Below are 14,841 nucleotides of genomic sequence, written 5' to 3'. Positions count from 1 at the left end.
GGAGAGGAGAGGGACACGGCACAGGCTCAGCCGCGGACGTAGGATCGACTCCATGCCGCAGATACGGATCAGGGACGCCGCCGCCGCGCTCGGCGTGAGCGACGACACGCTGCGGCGCTGGATCGAGAACGGGACGCTCGAGAGCGCGAAGGACGCGTCCGGGAGACGCGTCGTCGACGGCCTCGAGGTCGCCCGGCTCGCCCGCGCGAACGCCGTGCTGCCGGAGGATCCGTCCCCGGTCGCGCGCTCGGCGCGCAACCGCTTCGTCGGGATCGTCACCGGCATCGTGATGGACACCGTGATGGCGCAGGTCGAGCTGCAGTGCGGTCCGCACCGCGTGGTCTCGCTGATGAGCAGCGAGGCGGTCCGCGAGCTCGGGCTCGAGCCCGGATCTCCCGCGGTGGCGGTGGTCAAGGCGACCACGGTCATCGTCGAGACGCCGCTCGCCCGCGGCTGATGCGCACCGGGTCCGGCCTGCCGCGCTGGGTCGTGGCCGTCGCCGCGCTCGGCGCCCTGCTGGTGCTGCTCCCGCTCGCCGCGATCCTCGCCCGCGTCGACTGGCCGCAGTTCCTGCCGCTGATCACCTCCGACTCCTCCGTCGCCGCGCTCCTGCTGAGCCTGCGCACCTCCGCCGTCGCGACTCTGCTGTGCCTGCTGCTCGGCACCCCGATGGCCCTCGTGCTCGCCCGCACGGCCTTCCCCGGCCAGCGCCTGCTCCGCTCGCTGGTGCTGCTGCCGCTGGTGCTCCCGCCGGTGGTCGGCGGGCTGGCGCTGCTCTTCACCTTCGGGCGGATGGGCCTGCTCGGCGGCGCGCTGGAGGCCCTCGGCGTCCGCATCGCGTTCTCGACCACCGCCGTCGTGATCGCGCAGACCTTCGTGGCCCTGCCGTTCCTGGTGCTGACGCTCGAGGGCGCGCTGCGCAGCGCCGGCGCGCGGTACGAGTCGGTCGCCGCGACGCTCGGTGCCTCGCCCGGGACGGTGCTCCGGCGGATCACGCTGCCGCTGATCCTGCCGGGCCTCGCCTCGGGCGCGATCCTCTCGTTCGCGCGGGCGCTCGGCGAGTTCGGGGCGACGCTGACCTTCGCCGGCAGCCTCGAGGGCACGACGCGCACCCTCCCGCTCGAGATCTACCTGCAGCGCGAGAGCGATCCGGACGCGGCGGTCGCCCTCGCGCTGGTGCTCGTGGTGGTCGCGGTGCTCGTGATCGGTCTCGCGCACGGCCGCTCCGCCCGAGGGGTGCCGCGATGAGCCTGCTGCTGGAGGCGCGGCTCGCGGCGCGCGGGATCGACGTGCGGATCGACGTGGCCGAGGGCGAGACGATCGCGCTGCTCGGGCCCAACGGCGCGGGCAAGTCGACCGTGCTCGAGCTGATCGCCGGCCTCGTCCGCGCCGACTCCGGGCGGGCGACCGTCGGCGGCGACCTGCTCTTCGACGACCGCCGGTGGACTCCTCCGCACCGCCGCCCCGTCGCCCTGCTGGCGCAGGACCCGCTGCTGTTCCCGCACCTCAGCGTGCGCGAGAACGCGGCGTTCGGTCCGCGCAGCGCCGGCGCCGGACGGGCGCGGTCCCGCAAGCGGGCGGAACGCGAGCTGGCCGCCGCGGGCGTGGCCGACCTGGCCGACCGGCGCCCGGGGAGCCTCTCCGGCGGCCAGGCTCAGCGGGTCGCCCTCGCCCGGGCCCTCGCGACCGACCCGCGCCTCCTGCTGCTCGACGAGCCGCTGGCCGCGGTCGACGCCCGGACCGCCCCGCTCCTCCGCCGGATGCTCCGCGAGGCGCTCGCCGACCGCTCGGCGATCGTGGTCACCCACGACGTGCTCGACGCCTGGACCCTCGCCGACCGGGTTCTGGTGCTGCACGGCGGCCGGGTGGTCGAGGAGGGGCCGACCGCCCGCGTCCTCACGCGCCCGCGCACCGCATTCACCGCCGAGCTCGCCGGGCTCGAGCTGCTCGAGGGCGTCCGCACCGCGACGGGTCTGCGCACCGCCGACGGGCACGAGCTGTCCGGAGTCGCGGCCGAGCCGGTCGCGGTCGGTGCCGCGGTGCTCGCCGCGGTCCGTCCCTCCGCCGTCTCCGTCGGAGAGGGAGGCCTCCGCGCCGTGATCACCGATGTGGAGCAGCGGGGAGACGCGGTGCGGGTGCGCAGCGCGCTCCTGACCGCCGACGTCCCGGCGGCCGACGCGGCGCGCCTCGACCTCGCGCCCGGCCGCGAGGCAGGCTTCACCGTCGCTCCGGAGCACCTGCTGGTCTACCCGGCGTGAGGGGCGCGCACGAGGAGACGGCTCGCTGTCCGGCGTGAATCCGTCCCTCGGACCGCCCTGTGCTCGACGCGAGGGACGGCGGGAGCGCCCGTCCCGTTACTCCGCCCCGCCGCCGTCCGCGTCGGACAGCGGGAGCCGCGCCCTCACCCGCGCCCCCGCCAGCACGGGCGAGTCCGAGAGCTCCAACGAGCCCCCGTAGACCGCGAGCTGCCGCTCCAGCCGCGCCAGGCCCGAGCGCGTCGACCCCTCGACGAGTCCGCGGCCGTCGTCGTCGAGGGTGAGCACCACGACGCCCGCCTCCTCGTCGCCGCGCACCCGCAGCGAGGAGGCGCCGCCGTGCTTCAGCGCGTTGGTGACCGCCTCCTCCAGGAACCGGACCAGGAGCATCCGCTGGTCGAGCGGCGGCTCGGCACCCTCGGCGGCGAGCGCCGGGATGCGGCCGAGGTCGAGGTCGACGGCGATCTCGGGAGGGAGGCGCGCGACGAGGTCGCGGACGGCGGGGACCAGGCCGTGGTCGATCTCGACCGGGTAGAGGGCGTGGCCGACCGCGCGCACCTCGTCCTCGCGGAGCCGGTCGAGCCGGGCGGCGATGGCGAGCAGCCGCTCCGAGGCCGCCTCGTCGGATGTGCTCGCGACCGCGTGCAGCTCGGCGGTCAGCACCACGAGTCCGTTCTGGAGGCCGCCGTGCAGGCTCTGCGCGACGTCGCGCCGCACCCGCAGCTCCTCCCGCTGCAGGGCCTGCACCGCCTCGAGCGCCTGCACGGAGGCGCGGGCGTGCTCCCGCTCCTTCTCGCGCACCCGCCGCGCCGCGCGCACGAGCAGGTAGCCGTAGGCCGTGATCAGCGCGATCACCGTGGATCCGACGACCAGCTCGACCGCGAGAGCGGGGAGGGCCGAGAGCGGGTAGACGCCGGTCAGCACCTGGAGGCAGCAGCGGACCAGGCCCATCCCCACGGCGATGACCGCCGTCCGGGCCACGCGGGCGCCGCCGGTCGCGCGCTCGGGACGCAGCACCGCGACCAGGGCGATCGCGAGCCCGATCGTCGACACGTTGACCAGGACGCGCGTCGTCACGTCGAGCAGCGGCCCCGGATCGACCCCCCGCAGCGTCCGCGACAGCATCCCGAGCGCGAAGACGGCCTGGAGCGCGGCCAGCAGCGAGAGGACGCCGCCCAGGAGGGCCATCGCTCCGAGGACGATGCGGTTGTCCTCGCGCGCGTCGCGCGGGCCGGCGCTCATCCGGTGTGCTCGAGGAAGAGGAGCGTCGCGTCGACCCGCGGGTTGCGCTCGCCGTCCGAGCGGACGCCGAGGGACGCGTAGACGGCGTTGACGTGGTTGTCGACCGAGCGGACCGCGATGCCGAGGCGCTCGCCGATCGCGGCGTTGGTCAGCCCCGATGCGAGGCCCGAGAGCACCTCGTACTGGCGCGGGCTCAGCGCGGCGACCGGGGAGTCTCGGCGGGCGGCGCGGGCGGCGACCAGCGCCGGATCGAGCACGGTGCGGCCGTCCGCCGTCGCGCGGACGGAGGCGAGCAGGGCGGGGGCGGAGAGGGAGGAGGTCTTCGAGAGGTAGCTCCAGCCGCGGGCCTCGGCGCGGTCGAGGCGGAGGAAGCGGTGCATCGCGTCGACGGCCGAGAGCAGGACGATGCCCAGCCCGGGCGCGGTGGACCGCAGCCGGCGCCCGAGCTCGATGCCGTCCCCGTCGCCGAGCTCGATGTCGAGGATCGCCACGTCGAGCTCCGCGGGCCGCAGCACCGACCGCGCCTCCGTGGCGGATCCGGCCTCCATGACGCTCCGCACGCCCGGCACCGCGCGCAGCAGCGAGGACAGCATGTGCCGGTAGAGGGGCTGGTCGTCGACGACGGCCAGCCTGAGCTCCGGAACGCCCCCCACGGATGTCATCCGCCCATCTTCACCCATGCTCCGGAGGTCGAGGCGTCCCTCGACCGGGGGTCACCGCGCGAGGATCCGCGTCGGCTCGCGGGCGGCGGCGGGCGCCTGCCCCGTGAGCGGGGGGATCAGGAGTGACGGGGCGGGGTCGATGAGGCGGGCGCGGAGGGGCGTGGGGTGGGCTCCGGGAAGGGCGGTGAGGAGCAGAGCCGCACGCCGCTCCGGTTCGCCCACCGCGCCGCGTCGGAGTGCCCACCGCGCCGCTCAGGACAGCCGGACGCCCGTCAGCGCGAGGCCCGCGGCGGCCGCCGCGACGGCGAGCGCCGCCGTGCCGACGCCGTACCCCAGGCCGGCCGCCCAGCGCCGGTCGAGCAAGAGCCGCGCGGTCTCGACGCTCGCCGTGCTGAACGTGGTGAAGCCGCCGAGCACGCCCGTCCCGAGCACGGCCCGCCACACCGGGTCGAGGACGCCGGCCAGCACGAGCCCGGTGACGACTCCGAGCAGCAGCGACCCGCTGACGTTGATCAGCGCGGTGCCGACCGGCCAGCGCGCCGGCACGAGCGACCGCGCGACCCCGTCGACGACGAGCCGTGCGGCCGCTCCGACTCCGCCCGCGAGAGCGACCGCGAGCAGCAGGCCGGGCGTCACGCCGCCGCCCTCCGCCGCCCCGCGACCGCGATGCCCAGCGCCGCGGCGAGCACGCCCAGCACCAGCGTGCCGCCGGTGTAGAGCAGGTACTCCACGACGTGGCCGCCCTCGAGCAGCGCGACCGTGTCGAGCGAGAAGGTGCTGTAGGTCGTGAATCCGCCCAGCACGCCGGTGCCGAGCAGGAGGCGCAGGGTGCGGCGCCCGCCCTCGTCCGGCCCGCGCCGTGCCAGCGCCTCGAGCAGGAGGCCCAGGAGGAACGCGCCCGGCAGGTTCACGGCGAGCGTCGCGACCGGCACGACGCCCAACGGGGGCAGTGCGGCGCCGATCGCGGCGCGAATCGCCGTGCCGACGGCACCGCCCGCCGCGACGAGGAGGATCGCGGAGGGGCGCAGGTGGAGGGGTCGCGTCACTCCGCGAGGTCCCAGGGCGCCGGGCGCGACGGGTCGCGGTCGGCGCGCGGGACGACGAGCACGGGGCGGTGCTGGCGGTGCGCGAGGTGGGCGGCGACGCTCCCGCTGAGGAACTCGGCGATGCTCGCGAGCACGCCCGCGTCGCGGGTGCCGACCACGATCATCCGCGCGTCGACCTCCTCGGCGACCTCGGCGAGCGCCAGGGCGGGCTCGCCCCGCGCCGCGCGCAGCGACCACTGCACGGTGCTGCCGTCCAGCTCGTGCTCGACCGTCTCGCGGAGCCCGGGCGGGAGGGACGGGCCCTCGCCGCGGTCGGCCGCGGCGCCGACGAAGCCGAGCGGGATGCCGCCGGTCATCGGATCGACGTACTCGCCGACGAGGTACGGATCGGCCGAGACCGACACGAGCAGCAGGGCGGCTCCGGCGTCGGCGGCGACGCGGGCGGCGGTGCGCAGGACCTCGGGTCGCTGGCCGTCGACGATGCCGACGAGGACGGGCCCGGTGGGGGTGGGTGCGGTCATGAGGAGCTCCTTCCCGGTTGCGCCCCATCCTGGCACCGCGCGGGCGCGAGCGGTCGGAGCATCCGTGCCGGATCCGTCGTGATCGTTCCGTTATGCGCGGGCCTCGGGCTAGAGTGGCTCGTCGCCGGATCCCCACCGGCCCCCGACCCCCCGTCACCACCGTCATCCGAGGAGAACGCACGCGTGTCGAAGCCAGGCATTCCCACCCCTGAGGAGAGTGCCGGCACCCCGACCACTGCACCCCTGACCCGGCGCGAGGCCCGCGAGGCCGAGCGCCGTGCGGCCCGGGCCGAGACGGAGACGGGCGCGGCGACCGCCGGTGGTGCGGTCGAGAGCAGCGGATCGGACGACTCCGCCGCTTCCGCAGGCGCTGGCGACTCCGTGGACACCACCGTCGACGCCGCATCGGCCGTGGCGACCGCTCCGACCGTGTCGGTCGAGATCCCCGCCGTCGCCTCCCCCGCCTCCCGGTCGATCCCGGCCTCTCCGCGCCGCGCGTCCGCCTCCCGCCCCGTCGCTCCTCGCGTCGCCGAACCCGCCAGGGCCCGCGGCCTCAGCCGCCGCGCCCTGGCGTTCGGCACCTTCTCGGTGGTCGGCGGCCTCTTCGCCACGGCCGCGATCCCCGCGTACGGCGCCCGCAGCTCCTCCGCCACCGCGACCGGCCGCGCCGCCGCGAACCGGGTCGGCCTCCAGAACCTCACCGTCTCCTCCGACGCCGCCGGCCAGACCGCCGTCCGCGACGCCTTCGCCGCACCGACCCAGGCGCAGCTCGACGAGGCCAGCCGCCAGGCGGCCGTGCTCTCCGGATCGAACGGCGGAGAGTTCTCGACCGTGCAGACCCGCGCGGTCGGCGACGACTACCCGTGGCCCTACGAGACCATCGACGACGACGGCGGCGGACTCTCGCCCCTCGGCTACTACTACCGCGAGTGCGTCGACTTCGTGGCCTGGCGCCTCAACCGCGACGCCGGCCGCACCTCCGCGCCGTGGAAGTACACGTGGGGCAACATCACCCCGCTCGGCGGCAGCGCCTACGAGTGGCCGGACAACTGGGCCGCGAAGGGCTGGGCGACCAGCAGCGTCCCGATCGTCGGCTGCGTCGCGTGGTGGACCTACAACCACGTCTCCTACGTGCAGAAGGTCAACGACGACGGCACCGTGCTCCTCGAGGAGTACAACTACGGCGGCAAGCACAGCTACGTCACCCGCACCTTCCCCACCGCGCAGGTCCCGCTCTTCCTGTACCCGCCGGTCCTGTAGGGGGCCTGTTCCCGTCGCGCCTCGGCGGGCGGAGCGTCGCAGTCCCGCTCCCGGCGCGCGTCAGCCGAGCGCGGCGAGGAGGATCGCGAAGGCTGCCGTCGTCGGATCGACGAGCGCCATGTGGTCGGCGTCGGCGAGCTCGTGCAGCTGCACGGCGGGGTGCCGGTCGGCGTATCGGCGGCTGTAGGCGACAGGGACGTCCTCGTCGAGTACGCCGTGGATCAGCGTGGTCGGCTGCGGCGGCGCGGGCAGCTGCGCGGGGTCGGCGCCCGGGAGCAGCGCGAGGTCGCCGCCGAGGAGCTCCCCCACGGCGTCGTCGCTGAGGCGGTCGGCGGAGGCGGCGGCCAGGTCGAGCACGCCCGCCAGCGCCACCACGGCCGCGACGAGCGGCGACGAGCGCGCGGCCTGCGACCAGACGGCGAGGTGGCCGCCGGCGGAGTGGCCGACGAGGGCGACCGGTCCGGCGCCGGGCAGCAGTGCCGGGAGCGCCGCGAGCACGGCCAGGACGTCGTCGCCGGTGCCCGGCCAGCCGCCTCCCGTGTCGCCCGTGCGCCGGTACTCGGGCAGGAGCACGTCGTGCCCGCGGTCGGCCAGCGCCGCCGCGAGCGGCCGGGCGTGCCGCCGGTCCCACCGCGCCCGCCAGAACCCGCCGTGGACGAGCACGACCGGCCGGCGCGCCTCGCCGGGCGCCCCGCGGAAGACGTCGGCGATCTGCTCCGGCGCCTCCCCGTACCGGCGCACCTCGTCCGGCTCGCGCCCCTCCGCCTGCTGCATCCCCCCAGTACCTCCCCGCGGGACGCCACGTCGGTACGCCCGGCACGGCGTGTCGCGTACCGGAGCGGCATCCCGCGGAGAGGGAGGGGACCGCGTCAGGACTCGAACCAGCCCCGGGGGTGGTGGTCGGCCGTGAGGGGCGTGCGCGGGCGGGTCGGGCGGGCCCAGCGGACGGCGTTCGCCAGCACGCGCCGGATGTCCGGGTGGTGGTAGACGGGGTAGTCCTGGTCGCCGGGCGAGAAGTAGAAGACCTTCCCGAGACCGCGGGTGTAGGTCACGCCGGAGCGGAACACCTCGCCGCCGGTGAACGTCGACAGGAACACCGTCTCCTCCGGCACCGGGATGTCGAAGTACTCGCCGTACATCTCCTGCTCGGGGATGATCAGCGGGCTGGGCACGCCCTCGGCGATGGGATGCGTGGGCGCGATCGTCCAGACCAGCTCGCGGTCGCGGTCGTTGCGCCACTTCAGCGAGCAGGTCGTGCCCATGAGCGCCTTGAAGATCGACGAGTAGTGGCCCGAGTGCAGGACCAGGATCCCCATCCCCTCCTGCACGTGCCGCTGAACCCGCTGGACGACCTCGTCCGACACCTCCTCGTGCGCGATGTGCCCCCACCACAGGAGCACGTCCGTCGTCGCGAGCGCCTCCTCGGTGAGCCCGTGCTCGGGCTCGGGGAGCGTCGCGGTGCGCACCGAGACGGCGTCGCCGAACGACTCCGCGAGTCCGTCCGCGATGACGCGGTGGATGCCGTCCGGGTAGTGGCGCAGCACGGTCTCGTCGCCGCGGGTCTCGTGGCGGAACTCGTTCCAGACGAGGACCTCGATCGGGGCGCTCATGCGACCGCCACCTCCTGCTTCTCGGCGGCGGAGCGGTAGATCGCGTCGACCACCCGGCTGCGATGCAGCGCGTACTCGCCGTAGTGGCCGGAGTAGCGGGGTCCGCCCGCGGGCGCGTCGGCTCCCGAGGCGATCGCGTCCAGGAACTCGGCGATGACCGAGCGGTGGTGCCCGGCAGGGACCTCCACGTCGGGGCGCGAGACGGTCGGCGCTCCGGCGACCTCGGAGTAGAGCGTCAGAGTCCCCTCCGTGGCGTAGTCGGCGATGTGGAGGCGCGCGCCCCCGGCCGAGCCGAGCAGCTCGACCTCGATGTCCTCGTCGACCTTCGAGTAGCTGGCCCAGGAGGCGTCGAGCTGGAGCGAACGGCCGTTGTCGAGGCGCAGCAGGGCGCTCGAGAAGTCCTCCACCTCGAACGCGTGCGTGCCGGTGGCGGCGACGCCGTGCGGGCGCCCTCCGCGGCCGGAGCGGCCGATCTCGCCGTACGCGACCGCCGAGACGCTGGTCACGCGCGGCTCGTCGAGCAGGTGCAGCGCGATGTCGAGCACGTGGGAGCCGAGGTCGATCAGCGGGCCGCCGCCGGCGAGCTCCTTGCTGGTGAACCAGGAGCCGATGCCGGGGATGCCGGTGCGCCGCTGCCAGCTCGCGCGGGCGTGGTAGACGTCGCCGAGCGGTGCGTCGTCGAGGTAGTCGCGGAGGAAGGCGACGTCGGCGCGGCGGCGGTGGTTGTAGGCGATCTCGAGCACGCGGTCGTTCGTGCGGGCGGCCTCGACCATCTCGGCCGCCAGCTCGGCGGTGGTGGCGAGCGGCTTCTCGCAGAAGACGTGCTTGCCGCTCGCGAGCGCGGCCACGGCGATCGGGTGGTGCAGGTGGTTCGGGACTCCGATGGAGACGACGTCGAGGTCGTCGCGAGCGACGAGGTCCTCCCAGTCGGCGTAGAGGTCGGGGACGCCGCGGGTCGCGCCGAGTTCGTGCAGGCGCGCCTCCTCCTGGCCGGCGAGCGCGACGACGCGGGCGCCGGGCAGGGACTGGAAGGCGTCGAGGTGGGTGGTGCCGGCGAAGCCGAGGCCGACGACCCCCACGCGCAGCTCAGTGGTGTTCTCTGTCATGCGCCGAGCCTACTCGAATCGATTCGAGCACTCCACGGGCGGGGCGGCTTTCCGGAGCATTGGGCAGGCCGGGCGTCAGGCCGCGAGGCGCGCCTCGAGCGCGGCGAGCGACGCGTGCAGGGCCGGCGCCTCGAGGGCGTCGCCGTCGGCGGCGGCGTGCGCGGCGGCGAACGCCTGGACCTGGCGGTGCAGCTCGACGCGGGTCCCGCCGCGGGCGACGACCGCGAGCCGCTCGGCGAGGCGCACGCCGGCGCGGACGACGAGCGGCTGCTCCATCGCGTACGAGCGCAGGGCGAGGAACACGTCGGCCAGCAGCTCGCCCGCTCGGGGCCACGGGACGACCAGGCGGACGACTCCGTCGGCGTCGGCGTAGCGGCCGCGCGCCTCCGGACGGCCGCAGAGGTCGACGAGCGCGCTCGTCAGGGCCTCGACGGCGCCGACCGCGGTGTACGGGTCGTTCGTGCCGGTCGCGAGCCCGCGGACTCCGATCTCGACCACCTGCTGGACGGCGTAGCGGAGGTCCTGGTGCGGGGTGCGCGCGTCGGCGACGACGACCGCGGCGACCGCCTCCTCCTGGGCGACGGACCCCTCCAGGACCTCGAGCACCGGGTCTCCGACGAGGACGTGGTCGCCGGGCAGCGCGAGCACCCGGAGCCGCGCGTCGCCGCGGCGGGCCAGGGCGACCAGCCGCTCGATCTCGAGCTGCTCGACGTAGCCGCCGCGCACCGCCCGCAGCACGACCGGCTCGCGCCCCGCCGGCGGCAGGGCCTCCTCCGCATTCGTCGGCTCCTCCCCGTCCTCCGGGTGCAGCCGCTCGATGACGTCGACGAGCTCGCCGAGCACCCGCTGCTGCAGCGTCGTCACCTGCACCGACAGCGCGATGTGGTGGATGAAGTAGACGAGCACCGCGACGTCGCCCACCGCGAGCAGCACCGAGAACGAGACGGCCACCACCGGCACGAACGTCAGCGACGCGTCCTCCTCCGTGTGCACCGCGCGCAGCACGATCAGCGAGTAGAGGAACGTGGAGGTGAGTACCGCCAGGACGACCTGGTTGCCGCGGTCGGCCATGAAGTTGCGGACCAGCCGGGGCCCGTAGGCGGAGGACGTGGTCGCCAGCACCGAGATCGTGATCGAGAACGAGGTCGCGGCGACGCCGAGCATCGTCCCGCCGATCGCCGAGAGGATCGCCCGGCCGCCGGTCGGCGACAGGTCCTCGATCAGGGGGATGTCGCTGACGCCGGCGCGGACCAGCAGGTGGTCGACCTCGACCAGCCCCAGCGCCAGCCCGACGGCGAGGACGCCGAACAGGGCCGGGAGGAACCAGAAGGATTCGCGGAGGTGGAGGAGCCGGGAGCGCATCCTCGAAGGCTAGAGCGGCGCCTCCTCGCGGGCCGCGCCGCCGCGGAGGCTTGCGCGCCGGGCCGGGACGTGCCGCGGTGCCTGCCGCCAAGGCGACGTCGCGTCAGGGCCGTCCGCACTGCGGGGGCGTTGTCGCGACGGACGCCGGACGCACCGGAGGCGCCGACCCCCGGGGATCGGCGCCTCCGCCGGGCGTCAGGTGACGTTGATGAGCGTGCGCTGCCAGCCGGAGGATCCGTCGGGCGCGACCGGCGCGCGGTCCTCGATCTGGACCATGCCGTTCTTGTCGACCGCGCGGACCGCGACGTAGTGCGAGCCGGGCTGGGCGTCCCAGTCGACGAACCACTGCACCCAGGTGTCGAGGTTGACCGGGGTCGAGAGCGTCGCCTCCTGCCAGTCGCCGTTGTCGATGCTCACCTCGACCTTCTCGATGCCGATGCTCTGCGCCCAGGCGACGCCCGCGATCTTGAGAGCGCCCGAGGTGACGGGGACGCCGATCCGCGGGGTGTCGATCCGCGAGGACATCTTGATGGGGGCCTCGGCGGAGTAGCCGCGCGGGGTCCAGTAGGCCTGGTCGGCCTCGAAGGTGGTGACCTTGAGCTCGGTGAGCCACTTGGTGGCCGAGACGTAGCCGTAGAGGCCGGGCACGATCATCCGCACCGGGAAGCCGTGCTCGAACGGGAGGGGCTCGCCGTTCATGCCGACGGCGAGGATCGCGTCGAGGTTCTCGTCCGTGACCGCGGTGATCGGGGTGGACGCCGTGTAGCCGTCGCTGCTGGTCGAGAGGAGCATGTCGGCTCCGCTCTGCACGCCGGCCATCTTCAGCACGTCGCGCAGGGGGACGCCGAGCCACTTGGCGTTGCCGACGAGGTTGCCGCCGACCTGGTTCGAGACGCAGGTGAGGGTGATGCCGTACTCGTCGAGGCCCATGTCGAAGATCTGCTGGAGGTTGAGCGTCACCTCGCGGTCGACCATGCCGGTGATCTTCAGCGACCAGGCCGACGGGTCCAGGTTGGGCACGGTGAGGGCGGTGTCGACGCGGTAGAAGTCGGCGTTCGGCGTGTAGAGCGGGGTGATGCCCTCGATGTCGAGCTCGGCGCCCGCGGGGACCGAGACGGTGCTGCGCGGGGACGGCAGGCGCAGGGCGTCGCGGACACCGGCGAGGGAGGAGGTCGCCGCGTTGACCAGGCGGGCACCCGTGCCGACGACGGCCGCGCCGACGGCGGAGATCAGCGCGATGCGGAAGAAGCCGCGGCGCTCGAGAGCGCCCGGACGGGCCTCGGAGGATGTTCCCCTGGCCTCCGAGGCCCGGGCCGCACGCCAGCCGCGCAGGCGCGTGAAGAGGAGGTGCATGACGACGACGGCGACGACGAGTCCGACCAGCGTGGGCACCGCAGCGAGCGGCGACGCTCCGGTGCGGGTCACGATGGCGGCGATCGAGAGGCCGCCGGCGATCACGAGCAGCACCTGGCCGAGCGGCGGGCGGACCAGCTGGAGCACTCCGGCGATCGCGGCGGCGACGACGACCGCGGCGCCCACGCTGCCGAGCAGGAAGGTCTTGTCGTTCTCGCCGAACGTCTCGATCGCGAACTCCTTGAGCGGGCGCGGGACGATGTCGACGATGAAGGCGCCGAGCGCGAGCACGGGGCTCGCGGTGCGGGCGACCGCGAGGGCGATGAGCTCGGCGACGGCGAGGAGGACTCCGCCCGTGACGATGCCCGCGAGGGCTGCGAGCAGGAAGTAGAGAGCTCGATGCTCGCGCACGGGTGCCGCTGTCTGGTTCATGGAGGAGAGTTTTCTCCCGCGACCTGCCGTTTCCCAGGGTGTCCCTGGTTTGGTCGTGTAGGCGCCTTTTTCATAACGAACAGGTAACGCACAGCGGCGGCATCTCGACGGGATCACCTCTCGCTCGGCCCGCCGCCGGGCCTCACCGCGCGCGACGCCCCCGCCGGAGGACCGCCGCGTTCGCGATGACGATGAGGGCGATCCCGATCCATCCGGCCGCGCCGACGTCCTGCCCGAGCACGACCGCGCCGATGAGGGCGGCCAGGACGGGGTTGGCGCTCATGAGCGTCCCGAACACGCTCGCCGGGAGCCTCCGGAGCGCGATCACGTCGGCCACGAACGGGACGGCCGTCGCCAGGACGCCGGCGCCGACCGCCAGGAGCACGGTGCCCGCGTCGGGGCGCGTCGAGACGAGCGTCCAGACGGCGACGGGCAGGAAGACGGCGGCGGAGATCCCGGTCGCCGTGGCGGTCCCCTGCGCTCCGGGCAGACGGAGTCCGATGATCCGGTTGAGCAGGATGTACGCGGCCCAGCAACACGCGGCCGCGAGACCGAGCGCGATCCCCAGCTGGTCGGACGAGGGCCTCGGCCCGGCGATCGCGACGACGCCCGCTCCGGCGACGAGGGCGCAGAGCGCGCTGATCCTGCTCCGGGAGCCGAGGAGCGCGACCGCCAGCGGCCCGCAGAACTCCAGGGTCACCGCCAGCCCCAGCCCGATGCGGTCGATGGCCGCGTAGAGCGTGAGGTTCATCGCTCCGAACACCACGGCGAGGAGCAGGACGGGCCACCACTGCGCGCGGGTCAGGTCGCGGATCCGCGGCCGCACGACCGGGAGGAGGATCAGCGCGGCGACGATCTGCCGGACGGCGACCACTCCGACGGATCCCAGGACCGGGAAGGCCAGAGTCCCGGAGGCCGCCCCGAGCTGATTCGAGAGGGCGCTCGCGAGGGCGGTCGCGACGCCGACGGTCCGGCCGTCGCCGGGGAGCTGCTTCGTCATGCCGGAAGTCTGCGAGCCGTCCGGCCCCGGCTCACAATGCATAACCGGTCCGATCGATGCGGGAACCGCATGAATAGGATGCGGTCATGGATCTGGAACTGCGCCACCTCCGGTCGTTCGTCGGCGTCGTGGACGCCGGGACCTTCACCGACGCGGGGATCGAACTCGGCATCTCCCAGACGGCGGTCTCCCGCAACGTCGCGGCGCTCGAGTCCGTCCTCGGACGAAGGCTCCTCCACCGGACGACCCGCAGCGTCGAGCTCGCGCCGGCGGGCGAGCGGGTGCTGCGGCACGCCCGCCGCGTCCTGGCCGTCGTCGACGATCTGCGCGAGGAGGCGGCGGCCGGGACGGACACGATCCGGATCGGCTACGCCTGGTCGGCTCTCGGCGAGCACACCCAGGAGTTCCAGCGCCGCTGGGCGGCCGCGCTCCCCCGGCACGAGCTGCGGCTGATCCGCTCCAACACGCCCACCGCGGGGCTCGCGGAGGGCCTCAGCGATCTGGCGATCCTCCGGCGCGGATCCCCGGCTGCGGACGTCGAGTCGGCTCTGATCGGCACCGAGAAGCGCTACTGCGCGCTGTCCGTCGACGACCCGCTCGCCGCGAAGCGCACTGTCACCCTCGCCCAGGTGGCGACCGCTCCGCTGGCGCTCGACGACCGGACCGGGAGCACCCGGCTCGACCTCTGGCCCGAGCACGACCGGCCGCGGATCACCGTCCCGACGACCGACGTCGACGACTGGCTCACGGTGATCAGCAGCGGCTCCGCCCGCGGAGTGACCGCGGAATCGACGGTGAGCCAGTACCGACGGCAGGGCCTCGCCTACCGGGTCGTCCGCGACGCCCCGCCGGTCCCCGTGCACGCCGCGTGGATCCGGAGCGACCCGCCGCCCCTCCTGGGCGACGTCATCGGGCTGCTCCAGGGCCTCTACCGCACCTCCGACTGACGACGACGGCCGCCGGGGGCTAGCCCCGGCGGCCGTCGTCGTCAG

At 74.7% G+C, this 14,841-nt stretch carries 16 protein-coding genes; 5 read left to right on the top strand and 11 right to left on the bottom strand.

The window, feature by feature from the left end:
* The first annotated feature begins 52 nt into the window (after window positions 1-52).
* Genes GTU71_RS14500 through GTU71_RS14490 form a run of 3 tightly spaced genes read left to right on the top strand, consistent with a single transcriptional unit; the run spans window position 53 to window position 2,258 of the window.
* Complete coding sequence (locus GTU71_RS14500; RefSeq protein WP_104222447.1) at window positions 53-457, top strand: TOBE domain-containing protein; 405 nt, start codon at window positions 53-55, stop codon at window positions 455-457.
* Entirely contained in the window at window positions 457-1,248 is a 792-nt protein-coding gene (locus tag GTU71_RS14495) for an ABC transporter permease (RefSeq protein WP_104222446.1), read from the top strand. Before GTU71_RS14500 ends, GTU71_RS14495 begins: the two co-directional genes overlap by 1 nt.
* Complete coding sequence (locus tag GTU71_RS14490; protein WP_159940737.1) at window positions 1,245-2,258, top strand: ABC transporter ATP-binding protein; 1,014 nt, start codon at window positions 1,245-1,247, stop codon at window positions 2,256-2,258. The genes GTU71_RS14495 and GTU71_RS14490 overlap by 4 nt, the downstream gene beginning before the upstream one ends.
* Before the next feature lie 96 nt (window positions 2,259-2,354).
* Here the strand turns inward: GTU71_RS14490 and GTU71_RS14485 are convergent, their stop codons facing one another.
* The 5 genes from GTU71_RS14485 to GTU71_RS16325 form a co-directional block, all read right to left on the bottom strand.
* Window positions 2,355-3,497: an ATP-binding protein gene (locus GTU71_RS14485; RefSeq protein WP_159940735.1), complete on the bottom strand. Its 1,143-nt coding sequence runs from the start codon at window positions 3,495-3,497 to the stop codon at window positions 2,355-2,357.
* On the bottom strand, window positions 3,494-4,159 hold the full coding sequence (locus GTU71_RS14480; protein ID WP_159940733.1) for a response regulator transcription factor: 666 nt from the start codon (window positions 4,157-4,159) through the stop codon (window positions 3,494-3,496). The genes GTU71_RS14485 and GTU71_RS14480 overlap by 4 nt, the downstream gene beginning before the upstream one ends.
* Before the next feature lie 252 nt (window positions 4,160-4,411).
* On the bottom strand, window positions 4,412-4,795 hold the full coding sequence (locus tag GTU71_RS14475; RefSeq protein WP_104226584.1) for a CrcB family protein: 384 nt from the start codon (window positions 4,793-4,795) through the stop codon (window positions 4,412-4,414).
* A complete protein-coding gene (locus GTU71_RS16330) occupies window positions 4,792-5,205 on the bottom strand; it encodes a CrcB family protein (protein WP_104288951.1) in 414 nt (137 codons plus the stop codon). Before GTU71_RS16330 ends, GTU71_RS14475 begins: the two co-directional genes overlap by 4 nt.
* A complete protein-coding gene (locus GTU71_RS16325; protein WP_104239244.1) occupies window positions 5,202-5,726 on the bottom strand; it encodes a universal stress protein in 525 nt (174 codons plus the stop codon). Before GTU71_RS16325 ends, GTU71_RS16330 begins: the two co-directional genes overlap by 4 nt.
* Before the next feature lie 183 nt (window positions 5,727-5,909).
* Between GTU71_RS16325 and GTU71_RS14465 the strand changes: the two genes are divergently transcribed.
* Window positions 5,910-6,986, top strand: a complete 1,077-nt coding sequence (locus GTU71_RS14465) for a CHAP domain-containing protein (protein WP_159940731.1) — start codon at window positions 5,910-5,912, stop codon at window positions 6,984-6,986.
* 60 nt (window positions 6,987-7,046) lie between these two features.
* On the opposite strand, the gene GTU71_RS14460 is transcribed toward GTU71_RS14465, so the two are convergent.
* From GTU71_RS14460 to GTU71_RS14435, 6 genes are all read right to left on the bottom strand, one after another.
* Window positions 7,047-7,760, bottom strand: coding sequence for an alpha/beta hydrolase (locus GTU71_RS14460; protein WP_159940729.1), 714 nt, complete (start codon window positions 7,758-7,760; stop codon window positions 7,047-7,049).
* Between the two features lie 95 nt (window positions 7,761-7,855).
* The gene (locus tag GTU71_RS14455; RefSeq protein WP_208543595.1) at window positions 7,856-8,596 is read right to left on the bottom strand and encodes a ThuA domain-containing protein; all 741 of its coding nucleotides are present in this window, start codon (window positions 8,594-8,596) and stop codon (window positions 7,856-7,858) included.
* On the bottom strand, window positions 8,593-9,702 hold the full coding sequence (locus tag GTU71_RS14450) for a Gfo/Idh/MocA family oxidoreductase (RefSeq protein WP_159940727.1): 1,110 nt from the start codon (window positions 9,700-9,702) through the stop codon (window positions 8,593-8,595). Before GTU71_RS14450 ends, GTU71_RS14455 begins: the two co-directional genes overlap by 4 nt.
* 75 nt (window positions 9,703-9,777) lie before the next feature.
* Window positions 9,778-11,064 (bottom strand): DUF2254 domain-containing protein, encoded by a 1,287-nt coding sequence (locus tag GTU71_RS14445; protein WP_159940725.1) that lies wholly within the window; start codon window positions 11,062-11,064, stop codon window positions 9,778-9,780.
* Window positions 11,065-11,259: 195 nt separating this feature from the next.
* Window positions 11,260-12,849 carry a molybdopterin-dependent oxidoreductase gene (locus GTU71_RS14440; RefSeq protein ID WP_104226578.1) on the bottom strand — a complete coding sequence of 530 codons (1,590 nt, stop codon included), beginning with the start codon at window positions 12,847-12,849 and terminating at the stop codon, window positions 11,260-11,262.
* Window positions 12,850-12,991: 142 nt separating this feature from the next.
* Window positions 12,992-13,849, bottom strand: coding sequence for an EamA family transporter (locus GTU71_RS14435; protein ID WP_159940723.1), 858 nt, complete (start codon window positions 13,847-13,849; stop codon window positions 12,992-12,994).
* 86 nt (window positions 13,850-13,935) lie between these two features.
* On the opposite strand from GTU71_RS14435, the gene GTU71_RS14430 reads away from it, so the two are divergent.
* Entirely contained in the window at window positions 13,936-14,796 is an 861-nt protein-coding gene (locus tag GTU71_RS14430) for a LysR family transcriptional regulator (protein ID WP_159940721.1), read from the top strand.
* The last annotated feature ends 45 nt before the right edge of the window (window positions 14,797-14,841 follow it).

This window comes from Rathayibacter sp. VKM Ac-2762 (assembly GCF_009866585.1).
Lineage (GTDB): Bacteria > Actinomycetota > Actinomycetes > Actinomycetales > Microbacteriaceae > Rathayibacter.
The sequence above is the reverse complement of the archived record's forward strand: the minus strand, read 5'-3'. Positions and strand labels throughout refer to the sequence as shown.